We start from the raw sequence: 15,548 nt of genomic DNA, 5'->3' as shown, positions 1-15,548 counted from the left end.
CACCCGCCCTTCCCGGGGCCGGCCGGGCGCGCCGGCCGCCACTGCGCGAAGCGCGAAAAGGGCGGGTGGGTGGGGGGCAAACCCCCGCGCGGAGCGCGGGGGCGCGTCGCCGCCGGCCGCGCAGGACCCCTCAGAGCGAGAAGATGCCGAAGGCGAAGCCCTCGGCCGTGATGCCGGTGTCGTCGACCGTGACGCCGGTGCCCTCCACGCGCCGTACCGCCGCCAGTTCGGGGCGTGGCAGCGCCAACGTCGCCGGCGCCCGGCGCGGGTTGACGACGATCAGGAAGCGTCCGCCCCGCAGGTACGTCAGCGGGTAGCCGGTGTGCAGCACCTCGACCGGGCTGCCCGCGCCCAGCTCCGGCGTCGCCTTCCGCAGCGTGATGAGCCGCCGCACCAGGTGCAACAGCGAGCCCTCGTCGGCCCGCTGCGCGGCCACCGTCGGGCGGTCCGGGTCGGGGTCGATCGGCAGGTAGAGCCGCTCGGCCGGGGCGGTGGAGAAACCGGCGTTGGGGGAGTCGTCCCACTGCATCGGGGTGCGGGAGCCGGCCCGGTTGTAGTGCTCGCCGAGCCGGCTGCCCTCGTGGTCCGGCAGGTCGGGGACGAACCGCATGCCGATCTCGTCGCCGTAGTAGATGGCGGGCAGCGTCGGCCAGGTGAGCTGGAACGCGAACGCGGCCGGCAGCTGCTCCGCGGTGCGCGGGCCGCAGGCCAGCCGGGAGAAGTCGTGGTTGGCGGTGGGCAGCGAGATGTACCCGCGGTCGCCGATCAGCGAGCTCACCTCGGTCCAGGCCTGGACGAACGTCTCGGCCGTGCCGCCGCCCTCGGCGTCGAAGAAGCAGTGCCGCTGCGTCCAGTGGTCGGCCACCGTGCCCTGGTTGTTGTTCCACAGCGAGCGCAGCGGCAGCCCGTCGGACGGGCCGCCGAACTGCAGGAAGAAGTCGGAGTGGAAGCCGGCCGGCACGGAGACCGACGGGTCGCCCCACTCGGCGAGCAGCGCCGCCTCCGGGTGGGTGTCGTCGAGCCAGCGCCGCAGCTCGGCCCAGAGCTTCGAGGTCTCGGCCAGGTCGGGGTCGTCCTTGACCAGGGAGTGCGCCATGTCGACGCGGAAGCCGGCGAGGCCGAGCCGCAGCCAGTGGTCCATGACGCCGCGCAGCGCCATCCGGTTGGCCTGGGGCCCGGGCGCGTCGACCGGCTGGCGCCAGGGCTCGTCCGGATCGCTGCGGGCGTAGCCGAAGTTGAGCGCCGGCTGGCTGTCGAAGAAGTTCGGCAGGTAGCTGCCGGGGCGGCTGCCGGGGGACGGCACGAAGCGCGGCGGCTGGCCCTCGGCCCAGATGTAGCGGTCGTTGCCCGGGTCGTTGGCCGCGGCGACGAACCACGGGTGCTGGTCGGAGGTGTGCCCGGCGACCAGGTCGAGCATGACCCGGATGCCGCGCCCCCGCGCGGCCTCCACCAGGGCGGCGAGGTCCTCGTCGGTGCCGTAGCGGGGGGCCAGGGCGAGGTAGTCGGACACGTCGTAGCCGGCGTCGCGGAACGGCGAGGCGAAGCAGGGGTTGAGCCAGACCGTGTTGACGCCGAGCCAGGCGAGGTGGTCCAAATGCTCGGTGACGCCCCGGAAGTCGCCGACGCCGTCGCCGTTGGAGTCGGCGAAACTCTGTGGATAGATCTGGTAGAGCACGGCGTCGGCCAGCCAGGACGGAACGGGACGGAAGGACGACATGGCAGCGGCACACCTCTCGTAGGTCGGCTCGTCAGGTCGGCTCGCGGTTCTGGGACGTTCGCTCAGCCCTTGACGGCACCCGCGGTCAGCCCGGAGACCACGGCGCGCCGGAAGATCAGGACCAGGAGGGCGATGGGCAGGACCGAGACGGTGGCGGCGGCGAAGATCGTCCCGTAGGGGACGGTGAACTGGCTGCCGAACAGCGCGAGCCCCACCGGCATGGTCCGGTACCGGTCGGCGGTGTTGAGGGTCAACGCGATCAGGAACTCCGTCCAGCAGGCGGTGAACGTGAAGATCGCCGCCGTGAACACGCCGGGCGTGGCCTGCGGCAGGATCACGGAGAGCACGGTACGCAGCGGCGAGGCGCCGTCCACCCACGCCACCTCCTCCATCTCCTTGGGGATGCCCTGGAAGAAGTTCCGCAGAATCCAGACCGCAAACGGGACGTTGAGCGCCGTGTAGACGAGGATCAGGCCCTGGTAGCTGTTGAGCCAGCCGATGTCCCGCATGAGCAGGAACAACGGCGCGGCGAGCGCGATGGTGGGAAAGAGGGAGATCATCAGCAGCGCCACCATGATGGGCGCCTTGCCGCGCAGCGGCAGTCGGGCCAGCGCGTAGCCGGCGAACGAGCTGAGGCTGAGCACCAGCAGGGTGGCGAGGACCGAGACCACCACCGAGTTGAGCAGGTAGACCCCGAAGTGGTTGTCGGTGAAGGCGTCCCGGTAGTTGGCCCAGGTGGCGTTCTCGGGCCAGGCGGTGGGCGGGTGGGTGCCGATCTCCTCGGCCGGCTTCAGCGAGGTGGTGGCCATCCAGTAGAGCGGGGCCGCCACGAAGGCGGCGATCACCAGCGCGGCCGCGTTGGGCCAGCTCAGCACGGACCGCAGCCGCCGCCCGCGGGACGCCTCCCGCGCCGTCGTCGCCGTCGTCGTCATGCCCCGCCCTCCTCGTCGCCGACGCGGGCCCGGAACGCCCGCAGGAACACCAGACAGCCGAGCAGCACCAGGCCGGCGGTGCTCGCGGCCACGGCGGCGCCGGGGCCGAAGTCCAGGTTGGTGAACATGACCTGCCAGCCGAGCAGCGCCAGGGACTCCGTCGCGTCGCCCGGGCCGCCGCCGGTGAGCACGAACGGCAGGTCGAAGATGCCGAAGGCCTGGAGGATCCGGAACAGCACGGCGATGGTCAGCGCGGGCCGCAGCAGCGGCAGCCTGACCCGCCAGAACGCGGTCCACGGCCCGGCGCCGTCCACCCGGGCGGCCTCGGTGACCTCGCGCGGCAGCATCATGAGGCCGGCGAGCACGATGATCGCCACGAACGGGGTGGTCTTCCAGATGTCGGCGACGGCCATCGACACGATCGCGGGCCCCGGCGTGCCGAGGAACTGCGGCGCGGAGCCGGTCAGCCCCTCGACGACCGAGGTCAGCACCCCGTACACGCCGTTGTACATGTACGCCCACAGCTGCGCCGAGACCACGGTGATCATGGCCCAGGGGAGCAGCAGCAGCGCCATCATCCAGCCCCGGCCGGCGCTGAGCCGCTCGAGGACGAGGGCGATGAGGGTGCCGAGCACCAGCTCGGCGAGGACCGTGCCGATGGTGTACAGCACGGTGAACAGCAGCGCCTCGCGCCAGCGCTCGGAGCCGAGCAGCATCGTGTAGTTGTCGGTGGTGATCCCGGAGAGCCGGAAGCCGTCGGAGGAGACCCGGACGTCGCTGAGGCTCATGGCGACCGAGAACACGATGGGGAAGAGCGTGACGGCCAGCACCACGAAGAGCGCCGGCGTCGCGAACACCCAGCCGAGGCGGGCGAAGCGGCGCTCGAGCGCGGTCCTGTGGTGGCTGGGGTGCGGGATCCGCCGGCGGCGCGGCCGGTCGGGGCGCGGTGGCTCGGGGGCCGGCGACGGCGCGCCGGGGGCGCCCGCCGGGACGGGGCGCAGCGGGAGGTCGCGGTCGCGCCCGGGCGCTCCGCTGTAGGGGATGGCCTGGCCGTCCTCGTCGTCCGGCGGGTTGCCCGACGCGGGGGATTCGTTCACCCGACGCCCCCCTTCAGATCCGGCGGGCGGCGCGGCGCACGGCGCGCGTCCCGGGCGCTCACAGCGCCTCCCCGTTCGCTTCTCCGATCGCGCGGCGCACGGCGCGCGCCGCTTTGATCCGCGGCTCGGCTGCCGCGCGCTCGTCGCTCACAGCGCGCGACCCTTCAGGGCCTTGCCGATGTCGTGCTGGGCCGCGCGCAGCGCGCTCCCGGGGGGCACGGAGCCGGCGAGCGAGCCGTTGATGTTGGTGAAGATGCCGTTGCTGACCTGGGCGTAGCGCGGCGAGTCCGAGGGGCGGGAGACCAGCGGCACGCGCGCGGCGGCGGCCAGCGTCGGGTTGTCGCGTTGCAGCTCGCGGTCGTTGAGCACCTCGTCGACCGCCGGCAGCACGGAGCTCTCGGCCAGCATCCGCTGGGCGGTCGGGCCCGTCATCCACTCGATGAAGGCCAGCCCCGCGCCGATGGCGTCGCTGTGCGGGTTGATCATCAGGTTCCAGCCGCCGGTGCCGGAGGGGCCCGGCCGGTCCTCGCCCTCGAAGGCGGGCAGGGCGCTGACGCCGATCTTGCCGGCGATCGGGGACTCCGGGGTGTTGGCCTCGCTCCAGGCGTACGACCAGTTGCGGTGGAAGGCGGCCTCGCCCTCCACGAAGGTCTGCAGCGACTGCTGCTCCTGGAAGCTGGTCATCGCGGCGGGCGCCACGCCCTCGTCGAGCAGGCGGCGCATGAAGTCGAGCACCCGGCGGTTCTCCGGTGAGTCGATGGCCGCGGCGCCGTCGTCGACGCTGTGGCCGCCGGCCGCGGCCGACAGCTCGGTCCAGTTGACGGTCAGGCCCTCGTAGTTGGCCCACTGGGCGACGTAGCCGTAGCGCACGTCGCCCGCCCGCTGGAGCTTCGCGGCGGTGTCGGCCAGCTCCTCCCAGGTCTCGGGGACCGGCAGGTCGTGCTTCTCCAGCAGGTCGGCGCGGTAGAAGAGGAAGCCGGTGTCGACGTACAGCGGGGCCGCCAGGTGTTCGCCGTCGTGCAGCGTGACGTCGGCGCGCTCCTCCGGGAAGCGGTCCCAGAAGTCGTCCGGCAGGTGGGCGTCGAGCGGCATGGCGAGCTGCGCCGAGCCGAACTGGGACGGCCAGACGACGTCGCCGTTGTAGACGTCGATGGCGCCCGAGCCGCCGGAGATCTCCGTGGTGAGGGTGGCGCGCATGGTGTCCGTGTTGTTGGGCGCGGCCTGGTACGTCACGGAGATGTCGGGGTGTTCCTCCTCGAAGGCGTCGACGAGCCGCTGGGGCAGCCCGTCGGGACCGAAGTTGATCGCGTACCAGGTGATGGAGCCCTTGGCCGGGCCCACCTCCTGGGGAGCGACCGAGGCCGAGCCGTCACCCGAGCCGCACGCCGCGGCCAGCAGGACGGTGATGACGCAGAACCCGCTTCGTCGTGCGCGTGCTCTGCGGATGGACGTGCCCAGGACGACTCCTTGAACTCCTTGAATGCCCTGCGCATGAGCGCCGAGTGCCTGGGCTCAGACTCGCGCGCCCGCATTCCACCGCAAAGCCTAAAACGCTCTTATCGGGAAAAGTCACCGAAAACGGCTACCGATCCTGGGTGCCCGCCGCCTCGCCGAGCGCATGGAAGACCGCGGTGTTGAGCGAGAAGGCGCGCTGGCACTCGTCCACGATGCGCAGCCGCTCGGGGCCCTCGACCGGCAGCGCGTCGAGCAGCTCCCGGTACTCGCGCTTGAACGCGGCCGGGTTGGCGATCTCCTCGAAGACATAGAACCGCACCCCGTCGCCCTTCCGCGCGAAGCCCCAGGTCCGCTCGGCCGTGCCGCGGATGACCTGGCCGCCGGAGAGGTCGCCGAGGTAGCGGGTGTAGTGGTGGGCGACATAGCCGCCCGGCCAGTCGCGGGCGACCTCCATCACCCGCGCCGCGTAGGTCTCGGTGGCGGCGAGCGGGCGCAGCGCGGCGCGCCAGTCGGCGCCGTCGTGCAGGTGGTCGAGGTCCCGCTCGAGCGCCGCGGTGCGGAAGAGCTCGGGCCGCAGGAACGGGCCGGCCACCGGGTCGCCGGCGAGCCGGTCGGCCGCCCCCTCCAGCGCCCGGTACACGAACCACAGCTGCTCGGTGTAGGCCCGGTAGGCCGCCACCCCGAGCCGGCCGCCCAGCATGTCGCTCATGAACGAGGAGTTCTCCGCCTCGGTGTGCTGCCGCTGCGAGGCCTCGCGGATCAGGGTGGAGAACGGGACGGTGGCGGTCGGGCTCATTCGGTGGCCTCCGGAGACGGTAGGCGGGCGCGCAACAGGTCGTCGCGCACCGCCATAGTGTCTACTTAGGCTTACCTAAGTCAAGCTTTTGCCGACAGGTCGTCGGTAAACCTGAGGGGGCGTCAAACCACCCCGAAGGGGCCGGTCAGGGCAGCGTCAACACCTCGGCACCCGTCTCCGTGACCACCAGCGTGTGCTCGAACTGGGCCGACCGCCGCCGGTCCCTGGTGACCACCGTCCAGTCGTCGTCCCACTTGTCCCACTCGTGGGTGCCCAGGTTCAGCATCGGCTCGATCGTGAACGTCATCCCCGGCTCCATCACCGTGCTCGCGCCCGGGTCGTCGTAGTGCGGCACCAACAGACCCGAGTGGAACGAGGTGTGGATGCCGTGCCCCGTGAAGTCCCGCACCACGCCGTAACCGAACCGCTTCGCGTACGACTCGATCACCCGGCCGATCACGTTGATCCGGCGCCCGGGCCGCACCGCCCTGATCGCCCGGGCCAGCGCCTCCCCGGTGCGCTCCACCAGCAGCCGCGACTCCTCGTCCAGAGCCGCCACGCCACCCACCGGATAGGTCGCGTTGGTGTCCCCGTGCACCCCGCCCACGAACGCCGTGACGTCCAGGTTCACGATGTCGCCCTCGCGCAGCACCGTCGAGTCCGGGATGCCGTGGCAGATCACCTCGTTCACCGAGGTGCAGATGGACTTCGGAAAGCCCCGGTAGCCGAGCGGCGAAGGGTAGGCGCCGTGGTCGCACAGGAACTCGTGCGCCACCTGGTCGAGGCGGTCGGTGGTCACGCCGGGCGCGACGTGCTCGGCCGCCGCCGCCATCGCCCGCGCCGCGATCCGCCCCGCCACCCGCATCCGCTCGACGGTCTCGGCGTCCTGCACGTCGGGACCGCGGTAGGGCGTCGGCCCGGGGCGGCCCACGTACTCGGGGCGCGGAATGGCGGACGGCACCCGGCGGGGCGCCGAGATCCTGCCGGGGACGAGAAGAGACTGGCCAGACATGCGCTCGAGTCTATGGACTCCACGGCTGGGCAGGGGACGCCGGGACGGACAGGATGGGGACATGGCCGCACTCTTTCGACGCAAGCCCTCGGGACGCCCCGGCGAGTGGTACTACTGCCTCCGCCACCAGACGGTCGAGGAGGGACCGCAGTGCCCCGCCAGGGACCGGCTCGGCCCCTACGGCACCAGGGGCGAGGCCGAGCACGCCATGGAGACCGCCCGCGAACGCGAGGACGAGTGGCGCCACGACCCCCGCTGGAACGACCGCGACGAGGCGGACGGGACCGAGGAGACGGACGGGACCGGCACGCCCGAGCGGGACGGGTAGTCACGGCGGGACCGCGAGCCCTGGGTGGCAGGATTCAGGCATGACCTCACACGACGCGGCGAAGCCGCCCGCCCGGGACCCCTGGCAACTCCCCGACGTCTCCGACCTCGTGGTCGGCGTGCTCGGCGGCACCGGCGACCAGGGCAGGGGGCTCGCCTACCGGCTGGCCAGGGCCGGCCAGCGAGTCATCATCGGATCCCGCGCCGCCGAGCGCGCGGAGACCGCCGCCGCGGAGCTCGGCCACGGCGTGCGCGGCCTGGACAACGCCGGCTGCGCCCGGGAGAGCGACGTGGTGATCATCGCCGTCCCCTGGGAGGGCCACGAGGCGACCGTCGCCTCACTCACCGCCGAGCTCGCCGGCAAGCTCGTCGTCGACTGCGTCAACCCGCTCGGCTTCGACAAGCAGGGCGCCTACGCCATCGTCCCCGAGCAGGGCAGCGCCGCCCAGCAGGCCGCCGCCCTGCTGCCGGAGTCCCGGGTCACCGCCGCCTTCCACCACCTGTCGGCCGTGCTCCTCCAGGACCCCGCCATCGAGAAGATCGAGACCGACGTGATGGTCCTCGGCGACAGCCGCGCCGACTGCGAGATCGTCCAGGCCCTGGCCGGCCGCATCCCCGGCATGCGCGGCGTCTTCGCCGGCCGGCTGCGCAACGCCCACCAGGTCGAGTCCCTGGTCGCCAACCTGATCTCGGTCAACCGCCGCTACCGCGCCCACGCCGGCGTCCGGCTCACCGACATCTGAGCCACGGCCGGCGCCCGGCACCCGGCCGGGGGCCGGCCGCGGCGGGCCACCCGGCGCGCGGACAATGGAGACCGCACGCCGGGTGCCGCACCCCTCGAACCGACTGGAGCCACCATGCCCACCGACACCAAGACCGGCCGGCCGGGCCGCGCCGCCCAGGACCGCCGGCTCGCCGGCTTCGCCCTGCTGGTCTTCGTCCTGACCGTCGCCGCCGCCGTCGTGTCCTTCGTCAACGGCAACTGGCTCGGCGTCGTGTGGGTGCTGATGGCCGGGCTCTCCTCCAACATGGCCTGGTACTACCTGCGGCGGTCCCGGGCCTGAGAGCCGACTCCGCGGGACTCAGTGGAAGCTGTGCTCCTCGGCCGGGTAGGCGCCGCCCACCACATCCTCGGCGAACGCCCGGGCCGCGTCCCCCAGCGTCTCGCGCAGCCGCGCGTACTGCTTGACGAACCGCGGCATCCGGCCGCCCGGCCAGTCCGTCATCCCGGCCATGTCCGTCCACACCAGCACCTGCGCGTCGCAGTCGGGACCCGAGCCGATGCCCACCGTCGGGATGTGCAGGCTCCGCGTCACCTCCGCGGCCAGCTCGGCCGTGACCAGCTCGAGCACCACCGCGAACGCGCCCGCGTCCTGCACCGCCTTGGCGTCCCGCAGCAGCTGCTGCGCCGCCTCCTCGCCCCGACCCTGCACCGGGTGCCCGCCGAAGGCGTGCACCGACTGCGGCGTCAGACCCACGTGGGCCATCACCGGGATACCGGCCTCCACCAGCAGGGACACCTGGTCGGCCGAGCGCTCGCCGCCCTCCAGCTTGACCGCGCCCACGCCCGCCTCCTTCACCAGACGGGTCGCGCTGCGCAACGCCTGGGTGGCGCTCTCCTGGTACGAGCCGAACGGCAGGTCGCCGATGATCAACGCCCGCCGGGTGCCGCGCACCACCGCGGCCGACAGCATCACCATCTGGTCGAGCGTCACCGGGACCGTGCTGTCGTAGCCCAGGTGCGTGTTGCCCATCGAGTCCCCGACCAGCATCACCGGGATGCCGGCCTCGTCGAACACCGAAGCGGTCATGGCGTCGTAGGCGGTGAGCATCGGCCACCGCTCCCCACGCCGCTTGGCCGCCGCTATGTCCCGCACGGTGATCCGCCGGCTCCGCTTGCCGCCGTAGAGCCCTGGCACCTCCGGCCGTGCGGCCGGCGCCTGGGCAGTCGTGTGCTGCGTCATCACGCTGCTCCTGTTCAGGTCGTCTCGAGGCGCCATGCCGGCGTCCCCGGATCGACCTCCATCGTCGCACCAGGTCGGCGGCCCCGGGAACCCCACACATCCTGGTAACCGTCTTGTGCTTCGGCGTGACCGGGGCTCGACTATGGTTCCCCGGAGCGAAAGCGCGACGGGCAGCGAGGGCAGCGCATGGCACGGTTGTACACCCCGGACACCGAACCGGGTCAGGGCCCCGAAGAGGGCGGCGAGACCGCCCCTCCCGCCTGCCGACCCGCGCGGCCGCGCTGGAGCGACCGCGTCGGCCGGTGGCGCCGCGGCTGGTGGCCGGCCGGCCTCGCCCTGGCCCTCGCCCTGCTGATGACGCTCCACTCCAAGGTGCCCAACACCATCGGCAACCTCGGCAGCCTCCTCCAGACCTTCCTGCCCTGGGTGGGCCTGGCGATCCCGCCGCTCGTGCTGTGCGCCGTGCTGCGCCGCTCCGTCACCGCCGTGGTCGCGGTGCTCGTGCCGGTCCTGGTCTGGCTCAACCTGTTCGGCGGGCTGCTCGCCGACAAGACCTCCGGCGGCGGCGCGCTCATGGTCGTCAGCCACAACGTCGACGCCGACAACCCCGACCCGGCCGGCACCGCCCGCGACCTGGTCGACTCGGGGGCCGACCTGATCGCCCTCCAGGAGCTGCCGCAGGGCGCGGTCGCCACCTACGAGGAGGAGCTGGCCGAGGCGTACCCCTACAACGCCGTGCAGGGCACCGTCGGACTCTGGAGCCGCTACCCGCTCACCGAGGCCCAGCCGGTGGACATCGGCATCGGCTGGGTGCGCGCGATGCGGACCTCCGTCGAGGTGGAGGGCATCGGCGAGGTCGCCGTCTACGTCGCCCACATGCCGTCCGTGCGCGTGCAGTTCAGGGCCGGCTTCACCGCCGAGCGGCGGGACGACGCCGCCGACCTGCTCGGCCACGCCATCGCCGCCGAGGAACTGCCGCGCACGGTGCTCGCCGGCGACCTCAACGGCACCATGAACGACGGCGCGCTCGCCCCCCTCACCTCCGAGCTGCGCTCCACCCAGGGCGCCGCCGGCGCCGGCTTCGGCTTCAGCTGGCCGGCCGGCTTCCCGATGGCCAGGATCGACCAGATCCTGGTGCGCGACCTCGAACCGGTCTCCTCTTGGACGCTGCCGGCCACCGGGAGCGACCACCTGCCGGTGGCGGCGAGAGTCGATCCCTGATCTCCTCCTTCGATCTCCCTCTTATCGGCCCTTTGCGCCGTTTTCACCCCCACTGTTTTACTTTGGTGGGTGAAGGGAGGTGTCAGATGTCGCGTACCCGTTTCGCCCCGGACCGCGGGCTCACGAACCGCATGGTGCTCACCATGTTCTTCCTCGGCCTGCTCTACGTCGTGCTCGTCGGGGTCCTGATCGTGCTGCTCGGCAAGTCGTGGCCGCTGATCGTGGTGATCGTGGGCGGTCTCTTCTTCGCCCAGTTCTGGTTCAGCGACCGGATCGCCGCGTACAGCATGGGCGCCCGTGAGGTCACGCCCGAGCAGGCGCCGGAGCTGCACGGCGCCGTCGACCGGCTGTGCGCCCTGGCCGACATGCCCAAGCCCCGGGTCGCCATCGCCGACACCGACGTGCCCAACGCCTTCGCCACCGGCCGCGGCCAGAAGAAGTCGCTGGTCTGCGCCACCACCGGGCTGCTGCGCCGCCTCGAACCCGAGGAGCTGGAGGGCGTGCTCGCCCACGAGCTGTCCCACGTCGCGCACCGTGACGTCGCCGTCATGACCATCGCCTCGTTCCTCGGCGTGCTGGCCGGCCTGATCACCCGAATAGCCCTGTGGACGGGCCTGGGCCGCTCCCGCAACAACAACAACGCGCTGCTGCTGCTCGTCCCGCTCGTCAGCGCCGTCGTCTACGTGATCAGCTTCCTGCTCACCCGCCTGCTCTCCCGCTACCGCGAGCTCTCCGCCGACCGCGCCGGCGCCCTGCTGACCGGCCGCCCCTCGGCGCTGGCCTCCGCGCTGACCAAGGTCTCGGGCCAGATGGCCAGGATCCCGACGCGCGACCTGCGCCAGGCCGAGCCGTTCAACGCCTTCTTCTTCGCCCCCGCGCTGTCCGGGGAGGGCCTCGGCCGGCTCCTCTCCTCCCACCCCACGCTCGAACAGCGCCTTGAGCGGCTGGCCAAGCTCTCCACGGAGCTCGGCCGGCCCTGACCGATCGCGGTGATCCACCGATGGGCTTCCTCGACGTGATCCTGGGCCGCAGCAAGCCGGTCCGCCCCGACCTCGACCAGCTGTTCGCCGTCCCCTCCGCGGCGATCACGCTCCAGGCCGGCGCCGGCTTCCTGCCGACCGGGCTCGGCTCCGTCTGCTTCGCCAGCGTCGAGGGCGGCGCGTTCTCGCGCGTGCGGGACGAGGTGCGGGAACTGCTGGACGCCGACACGGCCACGGGCGGCCTGCCGGTGGAGTTCAGCCAGGACTCCTACGGCTACACCTGGCTGCTGGCCCGGCAGTCGCCGGACGACGTCACCACGCTCGTCAACGACCTGCACGCGGTGAACACGCTCCTGCGGGACGCGGGCTTCGGCCCGCAGCTGCTGTGCTCACTGGTCGGCTTCCGGGACGCGGAGCAGCGGCCGCTGGCCCTGGTCTACCTGTACAAACGCGGCACCTTCTACCCCTTCGCACCGGTGGTGGGGGCGGGGGAGCGGCGCGACAACGAACTGGAACTCCAGGCGCGGGCCCTCCTGACGAACGACCTGCGGCTGGAACCGGACCTCTCCCGCTGGTTCCCCGTCTGGGGCGCGCCCGGCCTTTAAACCGGCGCGCGGCGCCGCGCCCACCCACCCGCGGTTTCGCTGGCGCTGTGCGGTGCGGGTGGCCTGCGGCCGCTCCGCGCCCACCCACCCGCCCTTGGCGGGTGGGTGGGCGCGGCACCGCACGGCCACCAGGCCCGCACGGCCGGCCGGCGGCCAAGGCAAAGCGCCCAGCGAACCGTTATCCCCTGGCCGCCTCGAAGAAGCTCCAGGCCGCCATGACCACCATCACGCCCGCCGCGATCTTGGTGATCAGCGTCAGCGGCACCCGCTTCAGCAGCGCCTGGCCGCCCATGATGCCGAGGCCGGCCACGGCCCACAGGGCCAGGACCGCGCCGACGCCGACCGAGACGGGGTCGTCGTAGCGGGCGGCCAGGTTGGCCGTCATGATCTGGGTGAGGTCGCCGAACTCGGCGACCAGGATGAGGGTGAAGCCGCTGCCCGCCACCTTCCAGAAGGACGGGTCGGACGGCTCCTTGATCTCCTCTTCGTCCTCGTCGTCCTTCTTCAGCACCTCCCGCAGCAGCATCGCCGCGCCGGCCAGGAAGAGCACGCCGACCACCAGCTGCAGCGGGCGCTGCGGCAGCAGGGTCAGGACGCTGCCGGCGGCCACGGCGAGCACGACGTGCACCACGAAGGCCGCGGCGACGCCGGCGAAGACGTAGGAGCCTCGGAAGCGGGTGCCGAGCACCAGACCGGCGAGCGCGGTCTTGTCCGGTAGCTCGGCGAGGAAGATGACGCCGAACACGACGGCGGCGACGGCGAAACTGAACACGGCAATCCTCGAAACTCTCGGGCCGCCGTGCCGGAGGATCCCGCGGGGAGGCGGACTTCGGCACGGCAGCGTCCATGACACTGCTGGCCGAAGGTCTCGCTGGCGGACCGCCGCGCGAGGCGGCGGGGGTCCGCTCCGGGCGCCGGGCCCCTCCCGTGTGATGCCGAGGCATCGGTGGGCGGGCCAGTATGTCGACGGTCCGGCGAAGAGCTACTCCCCTTCAGACTCGAACACTCTATACGAGACGCCCGGAAGCGGAGAATCCGGTCCGCTACTCGCCGCCGGGGGTGGCGAGGGCGGCGAACGGCACGGTGAAGCAGCCCACCCGGTCGCCCGCCGTGCCGTCGGGTTCCGTGGCCCGCTCGTGCAGCACCACGGAGGCGGCCTCGCCCGGCCGGAAGAGCCACTCGTGCTGGGAGGTCGCGCTGCCGGCGCCGTCCACGTCGGCGGTGAAGTCGAGCCACACCTCGTTCTCCGGGTCGACCGAGCCCGGCTCGTTCTGGTAGTGGCCGCCGGCCGCCTCGGGGTCGGCGCCGCACGGCGCGACGTGGACGTGGGTGCCGTAGGTCTGTCCCGGCACCAGGCCCCGCGCGGACACCTCGACGGTCAGGGCGCCGTCCACGACGTACTCGGTGACCGTGATGTGCGCGCCGGGCGGCACGAGGTCCGTGTCGTAGCTGACGGCCCTGGGCGCCTCGCCGGTGCCGGCCGTCGCGAACTGGGTGCCGGTGCGCAGCCAGTAGTCGCCGCCCCCGGCGGCGGCCGCGGATCCGGCCGTGGCCAGCGCCACGGTGAGGGCGACCGCGCTGGTCGTCCGTGCTCTCATCACTCGTGCTCCCTGCTCGTGGGGGGAAGGGGTGGGGTGGGGATGACACCCCGCGCGATCACCCTGCCCAGGCCGGTGACGAGATGCCCGCCACACGCACCCGTGTACACCGTGTGGGGGACCCGGGCGTACTCTTGGCGGCGGAACCACTGTGGTCGGAAGGCGCGTCCCAGCCAGGTACCAGGTACACATCACAGAGCGCGTCATCAGGGGAAACGGGGAGCGGCACGGTGCAGGAGACGTTGGGGGTGCTGCTCTACGCTCCATGGATCTACGTGGTCGTGGCGGCGTCCATCCTGCTGGACGTCTTCGTGCCGGTGCTGCCGAGCGGAGCGCTGGTGGTGACCGCGGCCACGGTGGCGGCCGGCACGGCCGTCGACGTCGCGGGGCTGCCCTCGCCCACCGCCAACCCGCACCTGCCGCAGATCTTCCTGCTCGGTGCCTGCGCCATCACCGCGTCCTTCGTCGGCGACCTGCTGGCGTACGCTCTCGCGCTGCGCGGCGGTCGTCGCTTCGGTGGCGCGATCGCCCGGTCACGGCGGCTCACCGCGGCCCAGGAGCGCCTCGACTCGGCACTGCGGCGTGGCGGCGGGCCGCTGGTGGTGCTGGCGCGGTTCGCGCCGGCGGGGCGCGCGGTGGTGAGCCTGGGCGCCGGGGTGTCGCGCCGCCGGAAGCGTGAGTTCCTGCCGTGGTCGGCGCTGGCGGCCGTGGTGTGGACGGGGTACAGCGTCGGTATCGGCTATCTGGGCGGCCAGCTGCTCGGCGCGAGCTGGTTCAGCACCGGTCTCTCCGTGGTGGCGCTGCTGGCCGCCGGCCTGGTGGCCGCCCGCCTGCTGCGTCCGGCGCCGGTGGCCGAGCCGGTCGCGGTGCCGGCGCCGGTGGAGCCGGGCGTCTCCTGACCGCGCGCCGGGCGCGCGACAGCGGGCCGGCCCGGTCGGGCCGGCCCCGTGAGGTGCTTCGTCAGGCGAGGCGGCCTATGCCGCCGTACCAGGAGACGTCGGCGTGGCTTGGCCGCTCCGCCTCGGGGACGGTGGCGCGCCAGTCGGAGACGACCTGGATGCCGGGGTCGACCAGTTCCATGCCGTCGAAGAACTCGGCGAACCGCTCCCTGGTGCGGAGCGTGAGCGGCACGCCTTGGGCTCGGTAGGCGTGCTGGACGCCCATCGCGGCCTCGGGGGCGATGTCGGCGGTGGCGTGCGACAGGATGAAGTGGCTGCCGGCCGGGACGGCCTCGCGCAGGGTGCGGACGATGCCGGCGGGGTCCTCGTCGTCGCCGACGAAGTGCAGCACGGCGACGGCCAGCACGCCCACCGGCTGGTCGAAGTCGATCAGCGCGCGGGTCTTCTCGTTCTCCAGGATGGCGCGGGGGTCGCGGATGTCGCCCTGGATGACGGCGGTCCTGGCGTCCTTGGCGAGCAGCGCGCTGCCGTGCACGAGCACGATGGGGTCGTTGTCGACGTAGAGGACGCGCGCGTCGGGGTCCTCGGCCTGGGCGACCTGGTGCACGTTCTCGGCGGTGGGCAGGCCGGAACCGAGGTCGAGGAACTGCCGGACGCCGGCCTCCCGGACCAGGTGGCGGACGGCCCGGCCGAGGAACTTGCGGTTCTCGCGGGCCGCGGTGCGCAGCATGGGGAACGAGGACAGCGCCTTCTCGGCCGCCTCGCCGTCGACCTCGTAGTGATCCTTGCCGCCCAGCAGGTAGTCGTACATTCGCGCCGAGTGCGGCTGATCGGTGCGCAGGTCGATGTCGGCCACGCGTATCTCCACTTCGTAAGTGAGTCGACAGTGATTCGATGCCTGCCGAAAGGAATCGATCAGATGAGTGAACTCTCGGCACAGTAAGG

The 15,548-nt window shown here is 72.6% G+C and carries 17 protein-coding genes; 7 read left to right on the top strand and 10 right to left on the bottom strand.

Annotated elements, in window-relative coordinates:
• Nucleotides 1–130 precede the first annotated feature (130 nt).
• The 6 genes from RNC47_RS31105 to map all read right to left on the bottom strand — a co-directional run bounded on the left by RNC47_RS31105 (nucleotide 131) and on the right by map (nucleotide 7,009).
• Complete coding sequence (locus RNC47_RS31105; protein WP_311603582.1) at nucleotides 131–1,717, bottom strand: alpha-amylase family glycosyl hydrolase; 1,587 nt, start codon at nucleotides 1,715–1,717, stop codon at nucleotides 131–133.
• A 62-nt stretch (nucleotides 1,718–1,779) separates the two neighbouring features.
• Nucleotides 1,780–2,649, bottom strand: coding sequence for a carbohydrate ABC transporter permease (locus tag RNC47_RS31100; RefSeq protein ID WP_311603580.1), 870 nt, complete (start codon nucleotides 2,647–2,649; stop codon nucleotides 1,780–1,782).
• Complete coding sequence (locus RNC47_RS31095; protein ID WP_311603578.1) at nucleotides 2,646–3,746, bottom strand: carbohydrate ABC transporter permease; 1,101 nt, start codon at nucleotides 3,744–3,746, stop codon at nucleotides 2,646–2,648. The genes RNC47_RS31100 and RNC47_RS31095 overlap by 4 nt, the downstream gene beginning before the upstream one ends.
• A gap of 147 nt (nucleotides 3,747–3,893) precedes the next feature.
• Nucleotides 3,894–5,087: an ABC transporter substrate-binding protein gene (locus RNC47_RS31090; protein WP_311603576.1), complete on the bottom strand. Its 1,194-nt coding sequence runs from the start codon at nucleotides 5,085–5,087 to the stop codon at nucleotides 3,894–3,896.
• A gap of 241 nt (nucleotides 5,088–5,328) precedes the next feature.
• On the bottom strand, nucleotides 5,329–5,997 hold the full coding sequence (locus RNC47_RS31085) for a biliverdin-producing heme oxygenase (RefSeq protein WP_311603574.1): 669 nt from the start codon (nucleotides 5,995–5,997) through the stop codon (nucleotides 5,329–5,331).
• A 145-nt stretch (nucleotides 5,998–6,142) separates the two neighbouring features.
• Complete coding sequence (gene map, locus RNC47_RS31080) at nucleotides 6,143–7,009, bottom strand: type I methionyl aminopeptidase (RefSeq protein ID WP_311603573.1); 867 nt, start codon at nucleotides 7,007–7,009, stop codon at nucleotides 6,143–6,145.
• 61 nt (nucleotides 7,010–7,070) lie between these two features.
• Between map and RNC47_RS31075 the strand changes: the two genes are divergently transcribed.
• The 3 genes from RNC47_RS31075 (at nucleotide 7,071) to RNC47_RS31065 (ending at nucleotide 8,400) form a co-directional block, all read left to right on the top strand.
• Nucleotides 7,071–7,337, top strand: coding sequence for a hypothetical protein (locus tag RNC47_RS31075; protein ID WP_311603571.1), 267 nt, complete (start codon nucleotides 7,071–7,073; stop codon nucleotides 7,335–7,337).
• A 40-nt stretch (nucleotides 7,338–7,377) separates the two neighbouring features.
• Nucleotides 7,378–8,079, top strand: a complete 702-nt coding sequence (npdG, locus tag RNC47_RS31070) for an NADPH-dependent F420 reductase (RefSeq protein WP_311603570.1) — start codon at nucleotides 7,378–7,380, stop codon at nucleotides 8,077–8,079.
• 114 nt (nucleotides 8,080–8,193) lie between these two features.
• Nucleotides 8,194–8,400, top strand: a complete 207-nt coding sequence (locus RNC47_RS31065; RefSeq protein ID WP_311603568.1) for a hypothetical protein — start codon at nucleotides 8,194–8,196, stop codon at nucleotides 8,398–8,400.
• An 18-nt stretch (nucleotides 8,401–8,418) separates the two neighbouring features.
• Here RNC47_RS31065 and panB read toward each other — a convergent pair whose 3' ends face one another.
• Nucleotides 8,419–9,300, bottom strand: coding sequence for a 3-methyl-2-oxobutanoate hydroxymethyltransferase (gene panB, locus RNC47_RS31060; protein WP_311603567.1), 882 nt, complete (start codon nucleotides 9,298–9,300; stop codon nucleotides 8,419–8,421).
• A 186-nt stretch (nucleotides 9,301–9,486) separates the two neighbouring features.
• On the opposite strand from panB, the gene RNC47_RS31055 reads away from it, so the two are divergent.
• The 3 genes from RNC47_RS31055 (at nucleotide 9,487) to pspAB (ending at nucleotide 12,106) form a co-directional block, all read left to right on the top strand.
• On the top strand, nucleotides 9,487–10,521 hold the full coding sequence (locus RNC47_RS31055) for an endonuclease/exonuclease/phosphatase family protein (RefSeq protein WP_311603565.1): 1,035 nt from the start codon (nucleotides 9,487–9,489) through the stop codon (nucleotides 10,519–10,521).
• 86 nt (nucleotides 10,522–10,607) lie between these two features.
• Nucleotides 10,608–11,501 (top strand): zinc metalloprotease HtpX, encoded by an 894-nt coding sequence (htpX, locus tag RNC47_RS31050; protein ID WP_311603563.1) that lies wholly within the window; start codon nucleotides 10,608–10,610, stop codon nucleotides 11,499–11,501.
• 20 nt (nucleotides 11,502–11,521) lie between these two features.
• Nucleotides 11,522–12,106, top strand: coding sequence for a PspA-associated protein PspAB (gene pspAB, locus RNC47_RS31045; protein ID WP_311603561.1), 585 nt, complete (start codon nucleotides 11,522–11,524; stop codon nucleotides 12,104–12,106).
• A gap of 178 nt (nucleotides 12,107–12,284) precedes the next feature.
• On the opposite strand, the gene RNC47_RS31040 is transcribed toward pspAB, so the two are convergent.
• Both RNC47_RS31040 and RNC47_RS31035 read right to left on the bottom strand, forming a co-directional pair.
• Complete coding sequence (locus RNC47_RS31040; RefSeq protein ID WP_311603559.1) at nucleotides 12,285–12,878, bottom strand: TMEM165/GDT1 family protein; 594 nt, start codon at nucleotides 12,876–12,878, stop codon at nucleotides 12,285–12,287.
• Between the two features lie 271 nt (nucleotides 12,879–13,149).
• Nucleotides 13,150–13,704 carry a superoxide dismutase family protein gene (locus RNC47_RS31035; protein WP_311603557.1) on the bottom strand — a complete coding sequence of 185 codons (555 nt, stop codon included), beginning with the start codon at nucleotides 13,702–13,704 and terminating at the stop codon, nucleotides 13,150–13,152.
• A gap of 230 nt (nucleotides 13,705–13,934) precedes the next feature.
• On the opposite strand from RNC47_RS31035, the gene RNC47_RS31030 reads away from it, so the two are divergent.
• A complete protein-coding gene (locus RNC47_RS31030; RefSeq protein ID WP_311603555.1) occupies nucleotides 13,935–14,603 on the top strand; it encodes a DedA family protein in 669 nt (222 codons plus the stop codon).
• A 61-nt stretch (nucleotides 14,604–14,664) separates the two neighbouring features.
• Here the strand turns inward: RNC47_RS31030 and RNC47_RS31025 are convergent, their stop codons facing one another.
• Nucleotides 14,665–15,459 carry an SAM-dependent methyltransferase gene (locus RNC47_RS31025; protein ID WP_311603553.1) on the bottom strand — a complete coding sequence of 265 codons (795 nt, stop codon included), beginning with the start codon at nucleotides 15,457–15,459 and terminating at the stop codon, nucleotides 14,665–14,667.
• Nucleotides 15,460–15,548: the final 89 nt, after the last annotated feature.

It is taken from the genome of Streptomyces millisiae, assembly GCF_031845425.1.
Lineage (GTDB): Bacteria > Actinomycetota > Actinomycetes > Streptomycetales > Streptomycetaceae > Streptomyces > Streptomyces millisiae.
Note: the sequence above shows the minus strand (reverse complement) of the source record. Positions and strands in the feature narration are given on the sequence as shown.

What these genes read in the sequence shown, in the direction of transcription:
- RNC47_RS31035 (WP_311603557.1), bottom strand. Translation starts at nt 13,704, where the DNA reads ATGAGAGCACGGACGACCAGCGCGGTCGCCCTCACCGTGGCGCTGGCC.
- RNC47_RS31085 (WP_311603574.1), bottom strand. Translation starts at nt 5,997, where the DNA reads ATGAGCCCGACCGCCACCGTCCCGTTCTCCACCCTGATCCGCGAGGCC.
- pspAB (WP_311603561.1), top strand. Translation starts at nt 11,522, where the DNA reads ATGGGCTTCCTCGACGTGATCCTGGGCCGCAGCAAGCCGGTCCGCCCC.
- map (WP_311603573.1), bottom strand. Translation starts at nt 7,009, where the DNA reads ATGTCTGGCCAGTCTCTTCTCGTCCCCGGCAGGATCTCGGCGCCCCGC.
- RNC47_RS31105 (WP_311603582.1), bottom strand. Translation starts at nt 1,717, where the DNA reads ATGTCGTCCTTCCGTCCCGTTCCGTCCTGGCTGGCCGACGCCGTGCTC.
- htpX (WP_311603563.1), top strand. Translation starts at nt 10,608, where the DNA reads ATGTCGCGTACCCGTTTCGCCCCGGACCGCGGGCTCACGAACCGCATG.
- RNC47_RS31075 (WP_311603571.1), top strand. Translation starts at nt 7,071, where the DNA reads ATGGCCGCACTCTTTCGACGCAAGCCCTCGGGACGCCCCGGCGAGTGG.
- RNC47_RS31065 (WP_311603568.1), top strand. Translation starts at nt 8,194, where the DNA reads ATGCCCACCGACACCAAGACCGGCCGGCCGGGCCGCGCCGCCCAGGAC.
- RNC47_RS31055 (WP_311603565.1), top strand. Translation starts at nt 9,487, where the DNA reads ATGGCACGGTTGTACACCCCGGACACCGAACCGGGTCAGGGCCCCGAA.
- RNC47_RS31100 (WP_311603580.1), bottom strand. Translation starts at nt 2,649, where the DNA reads ATGACGACGACGGCGACGACGGCGCGGGAGGCGTCCCGCGGGCGGCGG.
- panB (WP_311603567.1), bottom strand. Translation starts at nt 9,300, where the DNA reads ATGACGCAGCACACGACTGCCCAGGCGCCGGCCGCACGGCCGGAGGTG.
- npdG (WP_311603570.1), top strand. Translation starts at nt 7,378, where the DNA reads ATGACCTCACACGACGCGGCGAAGCCGCCCGCCCGGGACCCCTGGCAA.